This window comes from Acidimicrobiales bacterium, from assembly GCA_041394245.1.
In the GTDB taxonomy this organism is placed as follows: Bacteria; Actinomycetota; Acidimicrobiia; order Acidimicrobiales; family Aldehydirespiratoraceae; genus JAJRXC01.
In genome coordinates, this window is the sequence record JAWKIR010000004.1 from 256,949 (window position 1) to 277,542 (window position 20,594).

Sequence of the window (20,594 nt, forward strand, 5' to 3'; positions counted from 1 at the left end):
CCTGGCCCCTCAGCCGCGAAGCGACAACTCGGGGCCGTCCGGGAAGAACACCGTCGGTGCGAGTGGCACTCCCTGCGGCTCGAACTCGGAGATCATCTCGCGCAGTGACGATCGCTCTCCCGCGATGCCGAGCGTCCGGCCGAATGCGGTGAGAAGTCCGTCGACCGTGCCGCCACGGTCTCGCCACGTGGCGAGACCGGCCGAGCCGTCGCGCTTCGAGAGCCGTTCGTTCCGCTCGTCGACGACGAGCGGCACGTGGGTCCATACCGGCTCTCGGAAGCCGAGGAGGCGTTGGAGGTAGGCGTGGCGCGGGGTCGAGTCGAGCAGGTCGTCGCCCCGCACGACCTGACCCACGCCCTGGAACTCGTCGTCGATCACGACGACGAGGTTGTACGCAGGAGTGCCGTCACCGCGCTGGAGCACGATGTCGTCCATGCGGTGTCGCACATGGCCGTGGAGCGAATCGACGATGTCCACCTCGGCGAGCTCCGTGCGGAGCCGCAGCGCCGGGGGTCGGCCGGATGCCTCGTGCGCGGCGATCTGCCCCCGGGTCAGTTCCCGGCACGTCCCCGGATAGAAGCCGGGGGAGCCGTGCGGCGCCACCGCCGCACCGAGGATCTCGCGGCGCGAACACCAACACGGGTAGGTGAGCCCCCGCCCGGCGAGGTCCTCGACCACCTCCCGGTAGGCCTCGGTTCTCGTCGACTGGCGCACGGGTTGACCATCGAAGTCGATGCCCAACGCCGCGAGGTCGGCCAGTTGGGTCACCTCGTGACGAGTGTCGGCGGTCGCGTCGAGGTCCTCCCAACGGAGCACGAACTCGCTGCCGCTCGTGCGGGCGAACAGCCAGGCCGCCGCGGCGGTGCGCAGGTTGCCGAGGTGGAATGTCCCGGTCGGGCTGGGTGCGAAGCGTCCGGTCGGCATCGTCGCATCGTGCCATGTGGAGGGCTTCAGCCGGTGACCACCCGATTGATCACGTTGGCCACGCCGAACTCCAGGTTGGTGCCCGTCACCTCATCGGCGACCCCCTTCACCATGTCGAGCGCGTTGCCCATGGCCACCGCGTGCCCGGCCCACCTGAGTAGCGAGAGGTCGTTCTGGTTGTCGCCGAAGGCCAGGACGTGTTCGGCCTCGATGCCGAGGGTGTCGGCGAACCGGGCGACCGCAGCACCCTTGTCGGCGCCGGGCGGTGTCAGCTCGATGAATGGAACGCCCGAGGTCGTGACGTTGGCCTCTGCGGGGACGAGGGGATCCACGAGCCGGACGAGGTCGACGTCGCTCACGTCGGGGTGGGCCACGAACATCTTCCCCACCTCGTGGAGACGGCCGAGCGGGGTCGGAGAGGCCGGACGTCGGTCGCCGTCGAGACTCACCGGCGTCAACTCGACGAAGCGCTCGGTCCATGTCATCCCGTCGGCAAGCTCGAAGCCGAACCCGACGTTGCCGAGGGCGGCGGACACCGAGTCGATGATCTCGTGGACCACATGCTCTTCGAACGCAAGGCGCTCCTCCAGCGTTCGAGTGGCCACGTTCATCCTGTGGCCCCCGTTCGACCCGATGAACTGGTGGAGGCGAGCGCCGGTGCTCGTTGCGAGTTCGAGCCCTCGGAACCAGCTGCGGCCCGTCGCCGCGACCACGACGATGCCGGCCTCGACCGCAGCGTTGACCGCCTCGACGGTCGGTGGCGCGGGGCGATGGTCGGCGCCGAACAACGTTCCGTCGAGGTCGGTTGCGATCAGTCGTACGTCCACGGGGCGGGTCTAGCAGCCGATCGGACGGCGGTCGGCCCAATTCGACGCGGGCTGGCGGCAATGCCGGTGGAACTGATGAAGTGACGCCTGTGACTCTTGTCGATGTACGTCTCGTCGATCTCTCGCACGGCATCGCCGGTGCGTATCTCGGGCGGCTCTTCGCCGATGCCGGGGCCGATGTGGTCCGCGTCGAACCCGATGGCGGTGTGATGTTGCGGCGCCGCTCGGGACGCCCGCTCGAGGCGTCGGAATCGGGTGCGCTCTTTCGATTCCTGGCGGCCGGTACCCGGTCGATCGTGGGTGAACTCGGCGACGATGAGGTCGAGCAACTGCTCGGCGGCGCGACCGCAGCGGTTGTCGATGGTGCGTCCGCGACCGGCGACGTCGCCGCTTTGGCGGCGCGGCATCCACACCTTGTGGTCGTCTCGATCCGGCCATACGGCTTGAAGGGGCCGTGGGCCGACCGGACACCGAACGAGTTCCTCGTACAGGCCGACAGCGGATCGGTCCTGTGCCGCGGCCACATCCGCCAAGTGCCGTTCGCTGCCGGCGGCAACATCTTCGACTGGACGGCCGCGTCCTACGCCGCCCCTGCTGCTTTGGCAGCGATCGACCGAGCCCGACGCTGTGGACGTGGCGATGTCGTCGATGTCTCGATGGCCGAAGCGGCTTCGATCGCAGCGTCGACGTTCACCGATCTGTCGGTGCAGATGTCAGGCCGCGAGGAGCCGCCGCTGCGTAGCGTCGAGGCGCCCTCGATCGAGCCGGGATCGGATGGCTGGGTGGGCTTCAACACCAACACCCGCCAGCAGTTCCAGAACTTCTGTCTGATGATGGACCGGCCGGACCTCATGGAGTCGGAGTGGGTCGACCTCCGGGAGCGGACCGCCCGCCTCGAGGAGTGGAACGCGATCGTGGCGGAATGGACGACCGTCCACGCCGTCGAGGAGATCGTCGAGCTCGCCAGTGCCCTTCGGGTTCCGGTCGCTCGGGTCAACGACGGCGCAGGCGTGCTCAGCGAACCCCACCTCGTCGCCCGTGACTTCCTCCCGGAGCAGGCGGAGGGTTTCGCGGCGCCGAGATCGCCACGCCTGTTCGACGGCTCACGCCCGCCGCTGCCCGGTCGGGCGCCCAGGGTCGGCGAGCATTCGGGAAGGATCGAGGTGCGTGAACGGCCTACGCCGGGAACGGCAGATCCGGAGGCCCTACCGCTCGAGGGTGTGCGTGTGCTCGATCTGACGAGCTGGTGGGCCGGGCCGTCGTCGACCCAGGTGCTCGCCGCGATGGGCGCCGATGTCATCCATGTGGAGTCGGTCACCCACCCCGACGGGATGCGGCTCACCGGGATGATGTTCGGCGCACCGGACTGGTGGGAGTGGGGTCACATGTTCGTCGCCGCGAACAATGACAAGCGCGGCATCACGCTCGATCTCGGGTCGCCGGTCGGGCGCGACCTCCTCCTGCGTCTGGTCGACTCGGCGGATCTGCTCGTCGAGAACTTCAGCCCTCGGGTCATCGAGCAGTTCGACCTCGACTGGGATGTCATCCATCGTCGCAACCCGGCGTGCGTGATGATGCGCATGCCGGCGTTCGGGCTCGACGGCCCGTGGAGGGAACGCGTCGGGTTCGCACAGACGATGGAACAGATGTCGGGCATGGCCTGGCTGACCGGTCACCCCGACGACCAGCCTCGGATCATGCGCGGGCCGTGTGATCCGATCGCCGGAATGCACGGAGCGTTCGCTGCGCTCCTGGCGCTTCGTCAGCGCGACGAGACCGGTACGGGCGTGTTCGTGGAGTCGCCGATGGTCGAGGCGGCGATCAGCTGTTCGGCGGAGATGATCGTCGAGTGGTCGGCGAACGGTGTCGAGTTGGAACGGTTGGGAAATCGCAGCCGATTCGCAGCACCGCAGGGCGTGTATCCCGTCGCCGGTGAAGAACAGTGGCTCGCGATCTCGGTCGAGACCGACGATGAGTGGCGGGGCCTCGCCGCGATCATCGGCGTCGACCCCACCCGCTTCGCATCCGAGTCCGATCGGCGAGCGGGCCATGACGAGATCGACGCCGCCATCGTGAGCTGGGCGGCCTCGGTGTCGATGGGCGAGGCGACCGGGCGTTTGGCAGCAGCGGCTGTGCCGGCGTTGGAGTGCCGGAACCACGGGATGCTGCGCTTCCATCCGCAGTTCGAGGCCCGTGGGTTCTTCGAGGAGGTCGCGCACCCGGCCGTCGGCACCCACTTGATGCCGGGCCAGCCGTTCCGGATGCGGGGAGTCGAACGGTGGGTGCGATCACCCACTCCCACCCTCGGTCAGCACAACCACGAGGTGCTCGGTGAGTTGGGACTGACTCACGACGAGATCACCGCGCTCGAAGCGGACGGGCAGATCGGGACATCGCCGGTCTTCTGACGCAGCACGGACGCCCCAGGTTTGGAACACTGCAGGCAATGGGAATGAGCGACCGCGGAATCGACCACGATCACGACCACCACATGGTCCATCGTCATCGCGACGTGCAGGGCGGCGAAGCGCGTGCGGCTGTGTTCGGGGTCAGCGACGGCTTGGTGTCCAATGTCGCGCTGATCCTTGGCATCGCCGGCGCGAGCACCGACGGATCACTCGTCAGGCTTGCCGGGGTGAGCGGCCTTCTCGCCGGGGCGATCTCGATGGCGGCAGGTGAATGGGTGTCCGTGCGGGCGCAGAACGAGCTCATCGAACGCGAACTCGAGATCGAGCGGCGGTCCCTGGCAGAGAACCCGCAGGCCGAGCGCCGTGAACTCGCGGCGATCTACCGAGATCGAGGGTTGAAGCCCGAGACTGCGGCTGAGCTGGCCGACGAGATCATGGCCGACCCGAACGTGGCACTCGATGTCCACGCTCGCGAGGAGCTGGGTATCGATCCCGACGGCGTCGGCCGTCCGTTCGTCGTGGCCACGGCGTCGTTCTGGGCGTTCGCGCTCGGCGCGTTCCTCCCGCTGGCTCCGTGGCTGGTGGCGGAAGGAACGGGTGCAGTCATCGCGTCGGTCGTGCTCGGCATCAGCGCCGCCGCCGTCGTCGGCATGGCAATCGCCGTGTTCACCGAGCGATCGAAGGTTCGTACGGCCTTTCGTCAGGTGCTCGTGGCCGCGGCAGCGTGTGGCGCCACCTACCTGATCGGCTCCGTGTTGGGCGTCTCGGTGGCCTGATCCCGCGCCCCGGTCAGGTCCTCGTTCGTTCGGCCTTCAAGCGCGCGCCCTTTTGGGCCGAAAGGACTGTGTCGGCGAACGTCGGCCGTGTCGCGGATGGAGACGGGGTGCCATGCCAGCAACGGACACACTGTCCCGGCAGGACGCTGCACATCTCTTGCGGCGCACGGGGTTCGGAGGCAGCAACGCCGAGATCTCGGCGTTGACGGGCATGACCCGTCGCGCTGCTGTCAACGCAGCGATGGGGTTCACCTCGACAGACGCCATTCCACAGGGGCCCGACGTCGGGGTGCCTGGGTGGGTCAACAATGCGTCACAGTGGGAAGCGCACACCGACGGGATCGCCTGGTGGATCCAGCGAATGGCCGATCTTCCCAACCCGACCTCCGTCCCCGGTTCGCCACCCGGCGTTGCCGGCTCGTTGCCCATCTACGAGAAGCTGACGCTGTTCTGGCACGAGCACTTCTCGTGTGCCCAGGACAAGATCTACGACTTCCCCGAGTTGTGGGACCAGATGCGGATGTTCCGACGCATGGCCATGGGCAACTTCGACGCCCTCGTGCGGGCGACTGCGGTACACCCGGCCATGCTGGTGTTCCTCGACAACCAGTCGAACGTCGCGAGTGGGATCCAGGAGAACTTCGCCCGGGAGCTGATGGAGCTCTACACGTGCGGTGTCGGGAACTTCACCGAAGCCGACGTGGTCTCCATGGCGCGGGCGTGGACCGGTCACAACACGGTCGGCTGGACAGGGAGCCGCTGGGATGCGACCTACGTCTACCGTTCCGATCAGCACGATCACGGTCAGAAGACGCTCTTCGGCATTCGCGCCAACTGGAACGGTGTCGTCAAGGCGCCTGGCGAGCGTGACACGATCGACGAGCTCGTCTATGGCGTGAAGCAGCAGGCGACCGCTCGATTCATCGCCCGCAAACTGTTCCGCTACTTCGCGCACCTCGAGCCATCCGACTCCACGGTCAACGGTCTGGGCGCGGCGTTCATCGCCGGCAACATGGACATCGCCCACCTGGTCCGGGCGATCCTCGAGCACGACGAGTTCTGGGGCGCCACTGCGCGGTTCGGCCTGGTCAAAGGTCCGGTCGAGTTCGTGGCGACCATGATCCGGCGCGCCGGCTTCTCCGCCGACGACATGGGGCTGCACTGGAGCATGGCGCCGATGGGTCAGACACTGTTCGATCCGCCGAGCGTGGCCGGATGGGGTCAGGGCGAGTACTGGTTGGGCACCGTCTCGGCATGGGCTCGGGGAAGCTTTTCGCAGGGACAGAGGTGGCGTTCGCAGGAGGCCGGCCATCTCGCGGGTCTCGACGACAGCGACGACGACGCTGCCGCCGCCCAAGCGATCTTCGACCTCTTCGGCCTCGAAGAGGTGTCCAGCCGCACCCGCAATGCCGTGGAGCGATGGCATCGCCGTACCTACGCCAACGCCAGGTGGTCGACCGTGCCGCAGGGCTTTCTCGTCGGGGCTGTCTGCCCCGAATTCCAGGTCTACTGAGGGAGATGGCCATGCGTTCACTGATCCGGCCCCATCGCCGTCTGGTCCGCCCCACCGAAGCCGACATCGCCCTCGCTCGGCTCTCGACCGATGGCGGCGCCGACGGGTTCGCCCGCCGTCGCTTCCTTCAAGGGGCGCTCGCCGCCGGTGGCGCCGTCGGCATGATGCCGAGTGTCTTCGATTCGATCGCCGCGGCTGCCGCCCCGCTCGGCCCGTCGGATCGGGTGCTCGTCACCGTGTTCCTCAACGGTGGAAACGACCACCTCAACACGATCGTGCCCGCCGACGATGGGGCCTACCACGCAGCCCGCGGAGGTCTTGCTGTCGCCGTCGACGGTTCGAACTCCGTCGGCAACGGCTTGTACCTGCATCCGAGACTGTCTCGGTTGAAGGCCCGGTTCGACTCGGGTCAGGTCGCGCTGATCGAGGGCGTCGGCGAGGAGAGCGACGACCACAGTCACTTCACCTCGACCGCGACATGGTTCGCAGGGATTCCTGCAGTGCCGAACCCGACTGGATGGCTCGGTCGCTACGGCGACGGCATGGGACTCGACGGCGTCGGGATGGTCCACATCGGATGGGGCGGGATACCGATGCTCCTCCGCGGCAGTCAATCGTCGGCGGTCGGCCTGCCCCCGAACGGTGATCTGTTCGGAGCGGACCGCTCCGAAGCATGGGAACGGTACGCAATCGAGGCGGTGTCCGACTTCGGCGCCGGTGGGGTCGGCGGGGAGTGGGGCGATGCCGTCGGCGCATCGTTCCGGGATGCGGTGGACACCGCCCAGCAGATCCAGCCTGCGTACACCGATGGCCTCGCCAGTGAAGGTCTGGCCCGCGAGCTGGGTCTCGCCGCCGAGGTCATCAATCTGAATCTCGGGACCAGGATCGTCTCCGTTTCGCTCGGTGGGTTCGACAGCCATGATGGACAACGCCCGGGCCACGACGACCTCCTCGCGGAACTGGATGCGGGAATCGACGCGTTCTTCACGAGACTGTCGCCGGCCTTCGCAGGCCGGACCGCGATGCTCGTCTTCTCCGAGTTCGGCCGCCGCGTCGAAGCGAACAACTCCGCGGGAACGGACCACGGCACGGCCGGAGCGATGATGTTCATCAGCGCTCGTGCCGCCGGCGGTCACCACGGGCAGCAACCGTCACTGACCAATCTCGACTGGCGGGGCGACATGCACCACCATGTCGATTTCCGATCGGTGTACGCGACCGTGCTCGACGAGTGGCTCGATGCAGACTCGCGGGAGATCCTCGGTGCCAACTACAGCCCGCTCAACATCATCGGTGAGAGCGGCAGCGCGTTCTTCGACGTTCCCGCCAACGCGTATTACACGGCGGCGGTCGGGTGGCTCGCCTCGACTGGCATCACGACCGGTACCGGGGCCGGGACGTTCTCGCCGAACGACAACGTCACGCGCGGTCAGATGGCTACCTTCCTGCACCGCTATCGCGGCACTCCGACGGGTTCCCCGGCTGCCGGGTTCTCCGATGTGCCGGCGGGGCGCTTCTACTCCGCTGCCGTTGACTGGCTCGCTCACGAAGGCATCACGACCGGTGTCGGTGGGAACCGTTTCGCTCCCGACGATGTCGTGACCCGCGGCCAGATGGCGACGTTCCTCTGGCGTCTCGAAGGGGAGCCCGGGGGTTCGCCTGCTGCCGGTTTCAGCGATGTGAGAGCCGGCGCGTTCTACGCCGATGCAGTCGACTGGCTGCTCTACCGGGGAATCACGACCGGTGTCGGTGGCAACCGCTTCGCGCCGGACGATCCAGTGTCGCGCGCTCAGATGGCGACGTTCCTCTGGAGGCTTGCGGGCAGTCCGGTCTAGGGGGACTCCAGATCGGCGTCCGGGTCGATCTCTAGGAACGTGTTGAGCAGGGCCCAGTAGCCCGCTGCGAACGCGGTCCAAGTCTGTTCCTCACCGTCGAGCCCGGTCTTAAGTTCGATGTCAGGAAGCTCGCTTCCGTCGAACCGCATCCTGATGGTCGCTCCTTCGGCAAGCGTCAGCCCCACTCGGGCAATGAAGAGATATCCCTCATCGGCGTCGCGGAAGAGGTCTCGACGCGGCGCTACTCCAATTGCGGTGGCGAGAAGCCTGACGAATTCGGCGCCCTTGACTTCGGTTTCGGAATACTCCGCGGCGGTCCGTTGAGCCAACTTCTGTCGGGTGCTTGGCTCCGTCGCCGAGTCCTTCGCGAGGCTCAGCGTGAATCCGACCCAGCTATAAAACAGCGGGTCTGCCGCCGCAATCTCGAGCACAGCCGTTGGGGCGAGGCGTGCTAGCTCGCGCATGCGTACCTCCGGAGGGAGAGAGCTGGTGGCGGCGAGGCTCTCGGCGGCTACATCCGCAGCGGCCCCCAAACCGGTCTCCATCCGGCTGACGCGGAGGAGAACGTCCACCTGAAACTCCTCCTGACTTGCCCACAGGCGTTCGTGGACCGACGCTCGGGTAATCCGCACTCCGGTCGTCGCCTCAAGGTGATCGAACACTCGCTGGTACGTGATGCTCGTGGGTTCAACCCCGAGGCCATGCTCTCGAACGAGCTCGAGAGCGGCCCCGACAACCAGTTCTCGGGTTTCGTTGCGTGTTCGTCGCTTCGGTTTGGTCATGGTCCTCATTGAGTAGGGCTTGTAGGACCCTAGCCCAACCAGTACGGTGCAACGCAAAGTCGCAATTAGAAGTAGCAACCTATGGTTGCGAATCGAGGAGCAGATGGTGACGTTGGAGGAGTGGAAGAGGGATGTGGCGGAGGTGGTCAAGGCCAGTTCACGCCAAGTTGGGGCCCAAAGCCTCCTCGAGTCGAAGGGGCGCGAGGTGGAGATAGAGGTAGTTGACGGGTCGGCGATTTGGCTACACGTGCCGACGGAAGGCACTTCGGCGGAAGGCACCGCGTTTGAACCTTTCCTGCTTGACTTCGGCAACGGCGTCTGGCTCCAGGGGTGGGCCGACGGGAAGACGCTGACAATCGCCTCATCCATGGGCGAGTCACTGGTTGCGCTCGGACTTGTTCGAGCGGTCCTGGGTGTGTCGACCTCGGGGGTTTCAGCGGCAAGTGGGGGCGCAGTTCCCGACGTATCGGAGCTACCGAGCTAGCGTCTGCCTTTGCCGAGCGGAGGTGGGGGCATGGCCGGGCCATTGACAGGTGTGAAAGTTGTCGAGCTGGCAGGGCTCGGTGCGTTGCCGTTCGGGTCGTTGAAGCTGGCCGACATGGGTGCAGAGGTCATCCGTGTCGATCGACTCGCCGACGTCCCTTCCGACAGGACGCCGAAGCCGCACTCGTCGTGGGACCGGGGTCGGAAATCGGTGGCGGTCGACCTGAAGAACCCAGATGGCGTTGCGACAGTCCTCGAGCTTGCGGCCCAGGCCGACGTCTTCCTCGAGGCGTTCCGGCCGGGTGTTGCCGAGCGTCTCGGCGTCGGACCGGAGCACGTCATGGATCGCAACCCGGCGATCGTCTACGGCCGCTTGACCGGATGGGGACAGACGGGTGCGCTGGCGAGCTCCGCTGGGCACTCGCTGAACTACGAGGCAATCACCGGTGTCATTCGGTCGGTCGGTCCCGTGGGCGGCCCCCCTGTCCCGTTGCTCCAGTTGCTCGGTGACTTCGCAGGGGGAGGACTCACGCTGGCCTTCGGTGTGGTCTGTGCACTGTGGGAGGCGAAGCAATCGGGGCGTGGGCAGGTAGTCGATGCGGCGATGACCGATGGCGTCGCGTCTCTCGCGAGCGTGTTCTATGGCATGCAGGCAAGCGGCATGCACACCACAGAGCTCGGCACCAACCTCTTCGACGGGGGAGCGCCGTTCTACGCCATCTATGAATGCGCAGACGGCGGCTACATGTCGATCGCCCCGATCGAACCGCACTTCTATTCACTGATGCTGAAGACGATTGGTATCGAAGAGAGTTCGTTGCCTCCTCAGTACGACCGCGAAAGATGGCCGGAGGTGAAGGAGACGCTCGCAGCGAGGTTCCGCGAGAAGACGCGCGACGAATGGTGCGATCTCCTGGAAGGCACGGATTGTTGTGCTGCTCCTGTGCTGACCTATGACGAGGCACGCCGATATCAGCACCATGTCGATCGAGGAACATTCGTCGGAGAAGACCACACGGAGGTCGTGCCGGTTCCGGTGCTCTCGCGCACACCCGGCGAGATCCGGCCGTCACCTTCGTGGACTGGTGCCGACACCGACGACGTGCTCCGGGCCGCAGGTTTCGACGATGAGTCGATTGCCGCCCTCCGAGCTGCCGGTGCGGTCGGGGGCTGATGTGGTTCTCGACGTCGACCGGGTCGAGCAGGCCGCAGCGGCTATTCCCCGGTCATTCGTGGCGACCCCTCAGTACCGCAGCGAGGCGTTGAGTCGCCTCCTCGGGGTCGAACTGATTCTGAAGGTCGAGACCGTGAGCCCGACGGGAACGGTGGCGAGCAGAGGGGCGGAATGGTGGTTCGAGTGCCACCCGCATGTGCATCGCGTGGTCTGTCCGAGTGCCGACGACTTCGGAACCGCGATGGCCCATGCCGGCCGCTCGAGAGGTATCGAAGTGGAGTTGTTCGGTCCGATGGATGCCGATCGGAGCAAGGTCGAAGTGCTGCGCCACGCAGGCACGATCGTACGGCTCGACGGGAACGACGCCGATGAGGCGCGAGCGGAAGCGCAGCGCTACTCAGCGATGGTGGACGGGCTGTTCGTCGACGATGGCGATCACCTCGAGTTGGCCGAGGGAGCGGCGACGATGGCTGCCGAGTTGCCGCGGCTCGGGATCGAGATCGAGGCGGTTTTCGTGCCGATCGGGAGAGGCAGCCTCGCGCACGGAACCGGTGCGTGGTGCCATACGCACATGCCTCGGACGAGGGTGGTCGGCGTTGGCGCCGAACGGGCGCCCGGCACCGTGCGCAGCGTCCGTGAGGGTCGTGTCGTTCCCTTGCCGGTGGGGCCGGGCACTGCTCCGGAGATGTCGGTGTCCGCTCCCTCTGCCGCAGCCGTGGTCTCCCTTGCCGATTCGCTTGATGACACTGCGCTCGTCAGCGACCGTCACCTCGAGCAGGCGGCTGCGGCGTTGCTGCGGCACGAAGGTATCCGAGCTTCGATGGATGGTGCCGCTGCTCTTGCCGCCGCGGCACTGGCAGCACCGGAGATGAGGGGGGCTTGCGTCGTGGTACCGGTGACGGGTCGGATCGCCGGCTGATCAGCGCTGCTTCTTCGCCCGGTTCGTGGGTCGAGCTGTGGTGGGGTCTTCAGGCCACTCGTGCTTGGGATACCGGCCGCGAAGCTCGCGTCGTACCTCCGCATAGCCGTCGGCCCAGAAGGACGCGAGGTCAGACGTGACTTGGACGGGTCGGTGGGCAGGCGACAGGAGATGGACGACGATCGGGACGGTTCCATTCATGACCGTCGGCGTCGTCGTGAGACCGAACACTTCCTGAAGGCGGACCGCGAGGACGGGGCCGGATTCGGCGCCGTAGTCGATTGGGATTCGTGAGCCGCTGGGGACATCGAGGTGGCTGGGGGCGAGGCGATCGACATCGCGCACCCTGCGCCAATCGAGCCGATTGTTCAACGCTGCCTTCAGATCGATCATCTCGAGATCGGCCCGTCGTCTCGCGTTGCCGAGCGATGGCTCCAGCCATTCGTCGAGCGAATCCACGAGCGTGACGTCGTCGACCGCAGGCCAGGCGTCCGGGTCGTGATCGTGGAGGAACGCAAGGCGTTCTCGCCACCTGACGTCGCTCGCACTCCAGCGCAGGAGCGACAGTCCCTCGCGGCGGACTCCGGCAAGAAGGGCGTGGTTCAACGCTTCCCTGCTCGGATCGGGGTCGGGTTCACGACGGAGAATCAGGGCGCCGATCCGCTCCTGCCGTTCGAACACCACGTCTCGTGCGCGTCGGTCCCACTCACCGCGTACCCGAGTCTCCAACCGGTGTCCGTGCAAGCGCTCGAGGTCGTCGCGCTCGATTGGTGCCGCAGTCACGATCCGGGCCTCGGCCCCGATGCCATCGGTCTCGGCGACGGCGAGGAGTGGCGCGCCCGAAAGGTCGTCCGCGTTGTTGACGGTGGCGCCGGACCCAGATGCGAGCAGGAAGCTCCCGGGTTCGGATCTGCGTTGTGCGATGCGTTCGGGAAACGCGAGCGAAGTGAGCGGTCCGACGACTTCGAGGTCGACGGGCTCGTCGACGCAATCGAAGAGGCGACGCCACCGTGCGGCCGTCTCACGGGCCCGTTGGATGCGGGCACGGTCGACGCCGCGCTCCGGACTGGTGAGTGCGGATACCCGAAGGCGGAGGTCGACCGGTCGATCCCGGCCGGACAGCACGTCTCGGTCGGAGAGCACGGCTGCGAGGTCGCACGCGGTGCCTGACGCCCCCAACTCGGTGGCTCTCACCATCATGTGGGCGAGCCGCGGCTCGGCTCCGATCGCCGCGATCGCTCTACCGTGATCGGTGAGCCGTCGTCCGTCGTCGATCGCTCCGAGCGATGTCAGGACGCCACGCGCCGCAGAGAGCGCCGCCGCAGGCGGGGGGTCGATCCAGGGAAGCTCAGCCTCGTCGACGACACCCCACGACGCGATCTGGAGTGCCAGTGAGGTCAGATCAGTCGTGAGTATCTCAGCCGGTTCGTCCTGTCGGCGCCGCTCCTGTTCGATCTGGGGCCAGAGCCGGACACAGATCCCCGGCCCCTGCCGCCCCGCTCGACCCCGTCGTTGGTCGGTTGCCGCCTGGCTGGCGTTGACGGTGCGCAGACGACTCATCCCTCGACCAATGTCATGCTCGGGTCGTCTTCGGCGTCCGGAATCGATCACGACATGAACGCCGTCGATGGTGACGCTCGTCTCGGCGATCGGCGTGGCGAGTACGACCTTTCTGCGTCCCCGCGGATCCGGCTGCAACGAGCGATCCTGCTCGGCCGGCGGGAGCGACCCATGGAGCGTTGTGATCACGACGGCATCCGGCAGCCGGGGGAACAGGGCCTGCTCGACTCGGGCAATATCACCGGCGCCTGCCAGGAAGACGAGCACATCGCCTGCTGTCTCCGGAAGGATCTCCATCACGGCGTCGGCAATATCGTCGTGTTCACGGCGACCGGGTGTCGGCGTGCGATAACGAGTCTCCACGGGATGAAGTGGCGCGTCGACCCTCACGATTGCGTCGGTTCCGAGGCGGTGAGCGAGTTGCGTCGTGTCGAGCGTTGCCGACATCACCACGATCCGCAGATCGTCGCGGAGCGCGCCGGCGGTCTCCCTCGTGAAGGCCAGGCTGGTGTCGGCATGGATACTGCGCTCGTGGAACTCGTCGAACACGACGGCACCCACGCCGGCGAGTCCAGGGTCGTCGAGGAGCATTCGGGTGAGTACACCCTCGGTCACGACCTCCAGCCGGGTCTCGGGCCCGACCCTGGTGTCGAATCGTGTGCGTAGCCCGACCAGACCGCCTACCCGTTGGTTCATCTCGGATGCGATCCGTTCGGCCGCCGCTCGTGCAGCGACACGGCGAGGTTCCAGCATCACGACCTTCGCGTCGCCGAGCCACGGCGCTGCGAGCAGGGCACCGGGTACCCGGGTCGTCTTGCCGGTACCAGGAGGGGCGTCGAGCACCAGTGTTCGGTTGTGCTCGAGGAGCTCGACGACGGCTGGCAGCACGTTGTCGACAGGGAGCGTGACCCTGTTCGCCACGGCCCCGGCGTCAGATCCGCGGCGTCGAGGTCATCGTGCGCACCGCGTCGGCGACGGACTCCGGGTGGGAGCGCATCACATAGTGGCGGGCGCCCGGCACCGTCGTGCGCGTCGCGTGCGGGAGCTTCTTCTCGAGATAGTCGTTGGCCCCGAGGTAGGTTCGGTCCCCGTCTCCGATGACGAGTGCGACCGGGAGCTGGAGTTCGGTCACCCGATCGATCACCATCGAGTCGACGTGGAACGCCACGGCCGCAGCGATGTCGGGGATGCCGTAGCCCGGTGCATTCTCTCGAACCGTGGCATTCCACTTCTCTCGTGCGTCCGGATCACGAAAGCCCGGGCCGGTGGCGACGAGTACCAAGCCGGCGAGGGTTTCCGGATGGGTCAGGGCGAACGCCATGCCGAGGTAGCCGCCGAGTGAGTGACCGACGAAAACCGTGGGCCCGTCGAGAGTCTCGATGATCGTGGCGATCTCCTGCAGCAGGGTCTCGCGTTCGTAGGCGCTCGGATCGTCGCTCGCCGGGGACTTGCCATGTCCCGGGAGGTCCACGGCGATGCAACTGTGATCCGGCAGCAGATCGATGACGGGGGCCCAGACGGCAGCGTCGCTATCGAGGCCATGGACGAACAACACGTTCGGACCGGACCCGGTGGTCTCGACGTTGAGATCCGATGACATGGGGAATGGGCTCCTGTCAGCGGCCCTCGAAGACCGCATGTCGTTTGTCGAGAAACGCCTGCACGCCCTCGCGGTAGTCGGAACTGGCGTAGCAGGCGCGCCGAGATTCGGACGCGCGGTTCGTGAGATCGTGGCGCGACAGCGCGTCGACCGAGAGCTTTGTCGCCCGATGGCTGAGTGGAGCGAGGCGCGCGATCTGACCGGCGATCTTCTCGACGTGGGAGTCGAGCGCGGCCTTCGGCACGACCTCCTGCACGAGTCCGATGCGAAGGGCGTGGTCGGCGTCGATGACTCTCGCACTGAACAGAAGCAGCTTGGTTTGCGCCGGGCCGACCAGTTCGACGAGACGCTCCAGCGCTTGCTCGGGGTACGCCAATCCGAGTCGGGCGGGAGGAACGGCGAATGTGGCGTCGTCGGCAGCGATCCGGATGTCGCAGTGAAGCGCCATCGCGATGCCGCCGCCCATGCACGGCCCGTGGATCGCCGCGATCACCGGGATCGGGATCTCGGCGAGGGCATCCCACGCGTCATGCTCGACCGCGTCGAACCGTTGCGTCTCGTCGCCCATTCGCCGACTCGGGAACTCTGAGATGTCGGATCCGGCGCCGAATGCGATGTCACCGGCCCCGCGCAGGATCACCACTCGTGTCTCATCGTCCAGCAGGTTCTCGACTGCGGGTCGAACCGATTCGTACATGTCCGCCGTCATGGCGTTGCGACGTGTTGGATTGTCGATGATCAGCGTCCCGATGGCGCCGGTTCGTTCGCCCCTCACTCCAGCCATACCCGCAGCCTGCCAGACCGGACACCGACATGCGGGTTCGGGGCGGGGGAGATGGGATCAGTGCGAGTGGCCGGCGAGCGCTTCGCCGTCGAGCTCGCGATCCAGAAGCTCGCCGATGACATCGGCTGGAGCTGGTCGTGCGAAGTAGTAGCCCTGGCCGAGGCGACAGCCGAGCGACAGTAGGCGGCGATGTTGGTCTGGTACCTCGATCCCCTCTGCAACGGTCTCCGCACCCATGGACTGAGCGATCGCCAGCACCGTGGAGACGATGGTGGAATCGTCCTGGTTCTCGAGTCGAGCGACGAAGGTCTGGTCGATCTTCAAGATGTCGGCGGAGAACTCGTCGGCGTACCGGAGCGTTGCGTAGCCCGTACCGAAGTCGTCGATCGCAACACGCAGCCCTGCGGCGCGTAGCGCGTCGATCCGTGAGACGACGAGGTCGAAGTCGTTGATGAGAGCCGACTCGGTGAGCTCCAGGACAACGGCGCTGCGTTCGAGGCCTGCACCATCGACGATCTCGAGCACCTCGCCGACGATGCCGTCACGCTGCAACTGGACCGGCGAGATGTTGACGCTGGCGTAGATGTCGTGACCAACGGCTCTCCACTTCGCAACCTGTGTCGCAGCCTTCTCGAGCACCGACCGGCCGAGTGGGATGATGAGACCGTTTCGTTCTGCGAGCGGGATGAATGCTCCGGGGTTGACCATTCCTCTGACCGGGTGGTTCCAGCGCACCAGAGCTTCGACCCCTGCCGTGCGGCCCGACCCCAGGTCGAGAATTGGCTGGAAGTACACCATCAACTCGTCGTTCTCGATTGCTGTCGCGAGCGAGTTCGAGATCTCGAAGCGTTCCACCGTCTGATCGGCCATCCCGGCCTCGAAGATCGCCCACCGGCCTTTGCCCTTGGCCTTGGCGTCATACATCGCAACGTCGGCTGCTCGAAGCAGGTCTTCCGGAGTCTGGGTGCCGTCGTCGTCGATCGCGATGCCGACGCTCACGCCGAGGCGCACTTCATGGCCCATCAGGTCGACCGGCAGCGACAGTTCCTCCACGATCCGGTCAGCAACGAGCGTCACGTCCGAGTGGCTGTAGACGTCGGTCAGCAGAACGGCAAACTCGTCGCCGCCGAAGCGCGCCGCCCGATCGTGGAGACGGAGACGACCCTGGAGCCGACTCGAGATCTCCACGAGAACCTGATCGCCTGCTGCGTGACCAAGTGAGTCGTTGATGTTCTTGAAGTCGTCCAGATCGATGAACAGCGCGGCGACGCTGCTTCCCGGTCGACGAGCCGACCCGAGTGCCTTCTCGAGCTGGTCGGTGAACTGCACGCGACTCCCGAGTCCAGTGAGGTCGTCGTGGAGAACCTGGTGTCGAAGGTCGTTCTCGAGCCTCTTCCGATCGGTGATGTCGCGCATGTTGAGCACGAGACCCTGGACGGACGGGTCGTTGCGAAGATCGGTCACCGTGACTTCGGTCGTTCGTTGGCCGCCATCAGCGCGTTCGAGCACGACCTCGACGGTGCGACTCCCGGGTGTTGTCGCCATCAGCGCATGCCTGACATCGTCGGCGCCGGTCGTCTGATCGGGGGGCAGAAGCTCGAGGAAGTTGCGACCCCGGAGTTGTTCGGGCCTCGCATCCAGGAGGGCTTCCGCCGAAGGGCTGATGTAGGTGAAGACCCCGGTCTCATCGAGTACCGCGATCACGTCAGAGCTGTTCTGGACCAGGCCGCGGAACCATTGCTCGCTGCGCTGCAGGCCGAGTTTCGCCGCGCGCTCCTCGTTCACATCGCGGGCCGTCACCACAACACCGCCTACCTCGGCATCGTCGGAGAAGTCTCGCGTCGTGACATCGAACCAGCGGTACTTGCCTTCGGAAGTGCGCAGTCGACACTCGATTGCGATCGGGATGTCGTCCGCCTTCGATGGCGAGTTGATGAGATCGCGAAGGGCCTTGGCTTCGTCCGGGTGTGCGAGCTCCACGGGGTCCGAGTTCAGCAGTTCGCCGGCATCGAGTCCGAGGACGCGGGTCATGTTCGGAGAGGTGAACTGGGCGAGACCGTCCTCGCCGACAACCAACACAAGGTCGGCGGACTGCTCCACCAGTGCGGTGAGGCGCTGTTCAGCCCTCCGAGCAAATCGCGCTTCAGCGAGCCGCATCGATGCGAGTGCCTGAGTGATCTGAGCCGACATCGTCTGGAGCGCCAGATTGAACGCGGTGTCGAGGTTGCCCGTCACTTCGACGATCATCTCACCGAACTGCCCGTGATCTCCCAGTTCCAGAGCTACGAAGTCAGGGTGAGCGCGCTCGAGGGCGAGGCAGTCCCATAGGTCAGGCGACTCTCGATCCATACCCAGTGGTTCGATGTGTGCCGTGGAAGTCGCATCGAGACGGACGACAAGTTGACGGGCCGCTTCCGGATTGCCGACGATCGCGGCGTAGCGAGCGTGCTCGCCCACAACCAGACGGATCGTCTTCGAGGCGGCTACGGCTACTTCCATGCCGGTGGACGCGTCCAACAGCTCCCGGCCCGACTCCGAAAGAGCAGCGTCCAAGTCCGCCACGCGTTCTTTGGCCCGGAACAGTAGGGAGATGCGGACCAGGCTCAGTAGAGCCAGGGCGCCCGAGCCGATAACGAGCACGGGCAAGTCCGGATCTGTGTTGCGGACCAGCGCAGCCAGCAGCGCCGCCGGCAAGGTGAGGAGCGCTGCCGCAAGCATGACGATCCTTCCCTTTGTGAGGATCGGGGACGCGTACATCGGTGTCCGAGCGATATCGCCGGCCTCTGGATGTTGGATCGCAGCAGCGGCCAGCACGAATGCGGTCGGGGAGGCTACATAGGCCAACGTCAGGCTCCATTCAGAACCGGTCGTGTTCAAGAGGAAGAAGAGGTCGTTGAGCAGAATGAGGACTGTCGCTCCGGCGATCAGTCGCCATGCCGTATTGCGCACGCCCGGTCCAACCGCAAGACGGGCAACGAAGCCGATGAGGGTCAGGTCGAGAATCGTGTAGGCGACATTTCCCGTCCTAGCCCAGGCGTCGATCGCAGAGTCTCGGATGTAGTCCGACAAAATTGCGGAGAACACGACGACGGAGGCAGCCGCAGCGACGAGGAGTCCATCAAGCGCCGAGTCAATGTCCCGCCGCTTCGCTCGATGGTTCCAGAAGCTTCGCGCGGCGAGGATGATGAATACATACCCGACCATTCCGGGGACCTCTGCCGGGCTTGGAAAAGGACCGTGCACGTCTACCACGAAGCCGTGCACGACTCGCACAAGCGCAGAGAGGAGCGCGAGGGAGCCGCCAACGAGGATCAGCAGCCACGGGCTGCGTTGGAGAGACTCGTCTTTCCGTAGCCGCACTGAGTAGATGACCAGCAGGAAGATGCCCGCGACGGCACGCGCGGCAACGAGCGCTGCGTCGCCAACCAATGTCGCAGCAACCACGCATGTAAGTCCGACGGCCACTGTCGTGGACCAGGCCTTTCCCATAGTCCGATGGGTCGGCCGGAACGAGCGAAAAGTAAGGGGCCTGGGTTAGGTAGCGCTTATCGGAGCCCGCAGCTCAATCACGTTCGACCGATGCTCAGGCACGTTGGTTCGAAGGTCGATCGCGACGTCGTTGAGGTGATCGAACGGGATGTCTCCCGAGAAGAACCTGAGCGCGTCGGGGTTCGAGGAGCGGAGGACTTCGATGGTCCGAGGGAGGTACATGGATACCGGCGTCGACTCCGAGCCCATGTACATGGACGACTCGCCCAGTGGCTCGAAAGGAAATTCGAACCATCGGCGCATGATTCGCAGGAGACGATTGTCCATCACTGCGAGCATGTACGCGCGGCCGTGAAGAATCGACTCCTGCCAGACCAGGCCATACAGCGACGCGGAGATGGCCATGTTCTGCGCTCCGATCCGCGGTGTCGCCAACGCGGACACCTCGACACAAAGCGATGGGTCCAGGCGGGAGAACACCTCTAGGGCCTCGTCGCTCGTGGTTGTTTCTTGAAAGGCTGGAAAGCCCCTGACCGACGGTCGGATTATCCGGCATGTACCGACGATCTCGTCGTCGGAGGTCGTGTCGTGGGCGGCGTAGTAGTCGCTGTAGGGCACCCAGGGGTCGTCGATGTACCCATCTGCATCAAGGCTGTCGGCACTCACGTACCCTGCCGCCACGTAGCACTCGGCGTGGAGTCGCCGAACGGCGACCATCTCTTCGTCGGTCTCAACAGGCCGGACAACTAGGCCTGGCACACTAGGGACTAGGGCCATAAGGCCTAGAGGCTAGCTCCCTTCGGTGGGGCTGGGTCAACTCACGTCCAGCGCGAGGGGAGAGCGAGCCCACACTCTTCGTGGTGACACGGGTGGTCAGGATCCCCTAAGGTCGTGCGGTGCCGGAGCAGGGCAGAGTTGGTTTCGTAGGAAAAGCCTGGATCGTTGGAGTCTTCGCGTACGCCATCGTGCGCGCTCTGATCGTGTGGCCGACGCTGGGCGACTACGGGATCAATCCTTGGGCGTTCCTGGTCGTCGATGTCGGGACCGCGTGGCCGTACGCGTACGGTCAGGTCCGGGTCGTCAACGAGGCGCGGATGAGGAACTGGGGAGGGACGCAGCTCTGGGCGGCGATCGCGCTCCTGTCGTTCATCGCCCCCTACGCGTACATCGCAGGCGCTGGTTCCGGAGAGATGCCGCTCATCGCCTGGATCGTGATCGGTCTCCTGATGCTGTTCTTCGGAATCGCCTCGCTCGTTCGCATCATGAAGCAGATCCGGAGCCCGGAGCCGCGGGCCGAGTCTGCATAGTCCGAGTGGCTTTGGTGAAGGCCAACGAAGCCGCGAGGACGGAGGACTCGACCCGCTAGAGCACACACGCCGAAGTTGCTCGCGGGCGTTTCCAGCGTTGACGACGACGGCGTTGATGGTCGAGGTCGAGTGTGTGGGGAGACATCCCCGAAGCCGAGTGGGTTGCCCTGCCACCCCCGCTGCGAGGTGGGGATCGTCGAGGTGCCGTCGTCC

At 65.9% G+C, this 20,594-nt stretch carries 16 protein-coding genes; 8 read left to right on the top strand and 8 right to left on the bottom strand.

From position 1 onward, the window contains the following. Positions 1-9: 9 nt before the first annotated feature. Together gluQRS and R2707_19980 are read right to left on the bottom strand one after the other, a co-directional pair. Positions 10-924: a tRNA glutamyl-Q(34) synthetase GluQRS gene (gluQRS, locus tag R2707_19975; protein ID MEZ5247376.1), complete on the bottom strand. Its 915-nt coding sequence runs from the start codon at positions 922-924 to the stop codon at positions 10-12. Between the two features lie 26 nt (positions 925-950). Further along, positions 951-1,751, bottom strand: coding sequence for a Cof-type HAD-IIB family hydrolase (locus R2707_19980; GenBank protein ID MEZ5247377.1), 801 nt, complete (start codon positions 1,749-1,751; stop codon positions 951-953). 89 nt (positions 1,752-1,840) lie between these two features. On the opposite strand from R2707_19980, the gene R2707_19985 reads away from it, so the two are divergent. The 4 genes from R2707_19985 (at position 1,841) to R2707_20000 (ending at position 8,283) form a co-directional block, all read left to right on the top strand. Continuing rightward, positions 1,841-4,159 carry a CoA transferase gene (locus tag R2707_19985; GenBank protein ID MEZ5247378.1) on the top strand — a complete coding sequence of 773 codons (2,319 nt, stop codon included), beginning with the start codon at positions 1,841-1,843 and terminating at the stop codon, positions 4,157-4,159. A gap of 44 nt (positions 4,160-4,203) precedes the next feature. Next, the gene (locus tag R2707_19990; protein ID MEZ5247379.1) at positions 4,204-4,935 is read left to right on the top strand and encodes a VIT1/CCC1 transporter family protein; all 732 of its coding nucleotides are present in this window, start codon (positions 4,204-4,206) and stop codon (positions 4,933-4,935) included. Positions 4,936-5,047: 112 nt separating this feature from the next. Further along, entirely contained in the window at positions 5,048-6,448 is a 1,401-nt protein-coding gene (locus R2707_19995; protein MEZ5247380.1) for a DUF1800 family protein, read from the top strand. An 11-nt stretch (positions 6,449-6,459) separates the two neighbouring features. Then, positions 6,460-8,283, top strand: coding sequence for an S-layer homology domain-containing protein (locus R2707_20000; protein ID MEZ5247381.1), 1,824 nt, complete (start codon positions 6,460-6,462; stop codon positions 8,281-8,283). On the opposite strand, the gene R2707_20005 is transcribed toward R2707_20000, so the two are convergent. After that, entirely contained in the window at positions 8,280-9,065 is a 786-nt protein-coding gene (locus R2707_20005) for a hypothetical protein (GenBank protein MEZ5247382.1), read from the bottom strand. The genes R2707_20000 and R2707_20005 overlap by 4 nt on opposite strands. A gap of 85 nt (positions 9,066-9,150) precedes the next feature. Between R2707_20005 and R2707_20010 the strand changes: the two genes are divergently transcribed. Genes R2707_20010 through R2707_20020 form a run of 3 tightly spaced genes read left to right on the top strand, consistent with a single transcriptional unit; the run spans position 9,151 to position 11,641 of the window. Then, the gene (locus R2707_20010) at positions 9,151-9,549 is read left to right on the top strand and encodes a hypothetical protein (protein MEZ5247383.1); all 399 of its coding nucleotides are present in this window, start codon (positions 9,151-9,153) and stop codon (positions 9,547-9,549) included. A gap of 30 nt (positions 9,550-9,579) precedes the next feature. Beyond that, positions 9,580-10,722: a CaiB/BaiF CoA-transferase family protein gene (locus R2707_20015; protein ID MEZ5247384.1), complete on the top strand. Its 1,143-nt coding sequence runs from the start codon at positions 9,580-9,582 to the stop codon at positions 10,720-10,722. Then, positions 10,676-11,641, top strand: a complete 966-nt coding sequence (locus R2707_20020) for a pyridoxal-phosphate dependent enzyme (protein MEZ5247385.1) — start codon at positions 10,676-10,678, stop codon at positions 11,639-11,641. Before R2707_20015 ends, R2707_20020 begins: the two co-directional genes overlap by 47 nt. Here the strand turns inward: R2707_20020 and hrpB are convergent, their stop codons facing one another. The 5 genes from hrpB to R2707_20045 all read right to left on the bottom strand — a co-directional run bounded on the left by hrpB (position 11,642) and on the right by R2707_20045 (position 19,851). Beyond that, positions 11,642-14,122 (bottom strand): ATP-dependent helicase HrpB, encoded by a 2,481-nt coding sequence (hrpB, locus tag R2707_20025; protein ID MEZ5247386.1) that lies wholly within the window; start codon positions 14,120-14,122, stop codon positions 11,642-11,644. 10 nt (positions 14,123-14,132) lie between these two features. After that, positions 14,133-14,801 carry an alpha/beta fold hydrolase gene (locus R2707_20030; GenBank protein MEZ5247387.1) on the bottom strand — a complete coding sequence of 223 codons (669 nt, stop codon included), beginning with the start codon at positions 14,799-14,801 and terminating at the stop codon, positions 14,133-14,135. A 16-nt stretch (positions 14,802-14,817) separates the two neighbouring features. After that, entirely contained in the window at positions 14,818-15,585 is a 768-nt protein-coding gene (locus R2707_20035; GenBank protein ID MEZ5247388.1) for an enoyl-CoA hydratase-related protein, read from the bottom strand. A 57-nt stretch (positions 15,586-15,642) separates the two neighbouring features. Further along, positions 15,643-18,789, bottom strand: a complete 3,147-nt coding sequence (locus tag R2707_20040; GenBank protein MEZ5247389.1) for an EAL domain-containing protein — start codon at positions 18,787-18,789, stop codon at positions 15,643-15,645. A gap of 330 nt (positions 18,790-19,119) precedes the next feature. Beyond that, positions 19,120-19,851, bottom strand: a complete 732-nt coding sequence (locus tag R2707_20045) for a hypothetical protein (protein ID MEZ5247390.1) — start codon at positions 19,849-19,851, stop codon at positions 19,120-19,122. A 188-nt stretch (positions 19,852-20,039) separates the two neighbouring features. Here R2707_20045 and R2707_20050 point away from each other — a divergent pair, with 188 nt between their 5' ends. Beyond that, a complete protein-coding gene (locus R2707_20050; protein MEZ5247391.1) occupies positions 20,040-20,381 on the top strand; it encodes a hypothetical protein in 342 nt (113 codons plus the stop codon). The last annotated feature ends 213 nt before the right edge of the window (positions 20,382-20,594 follow it).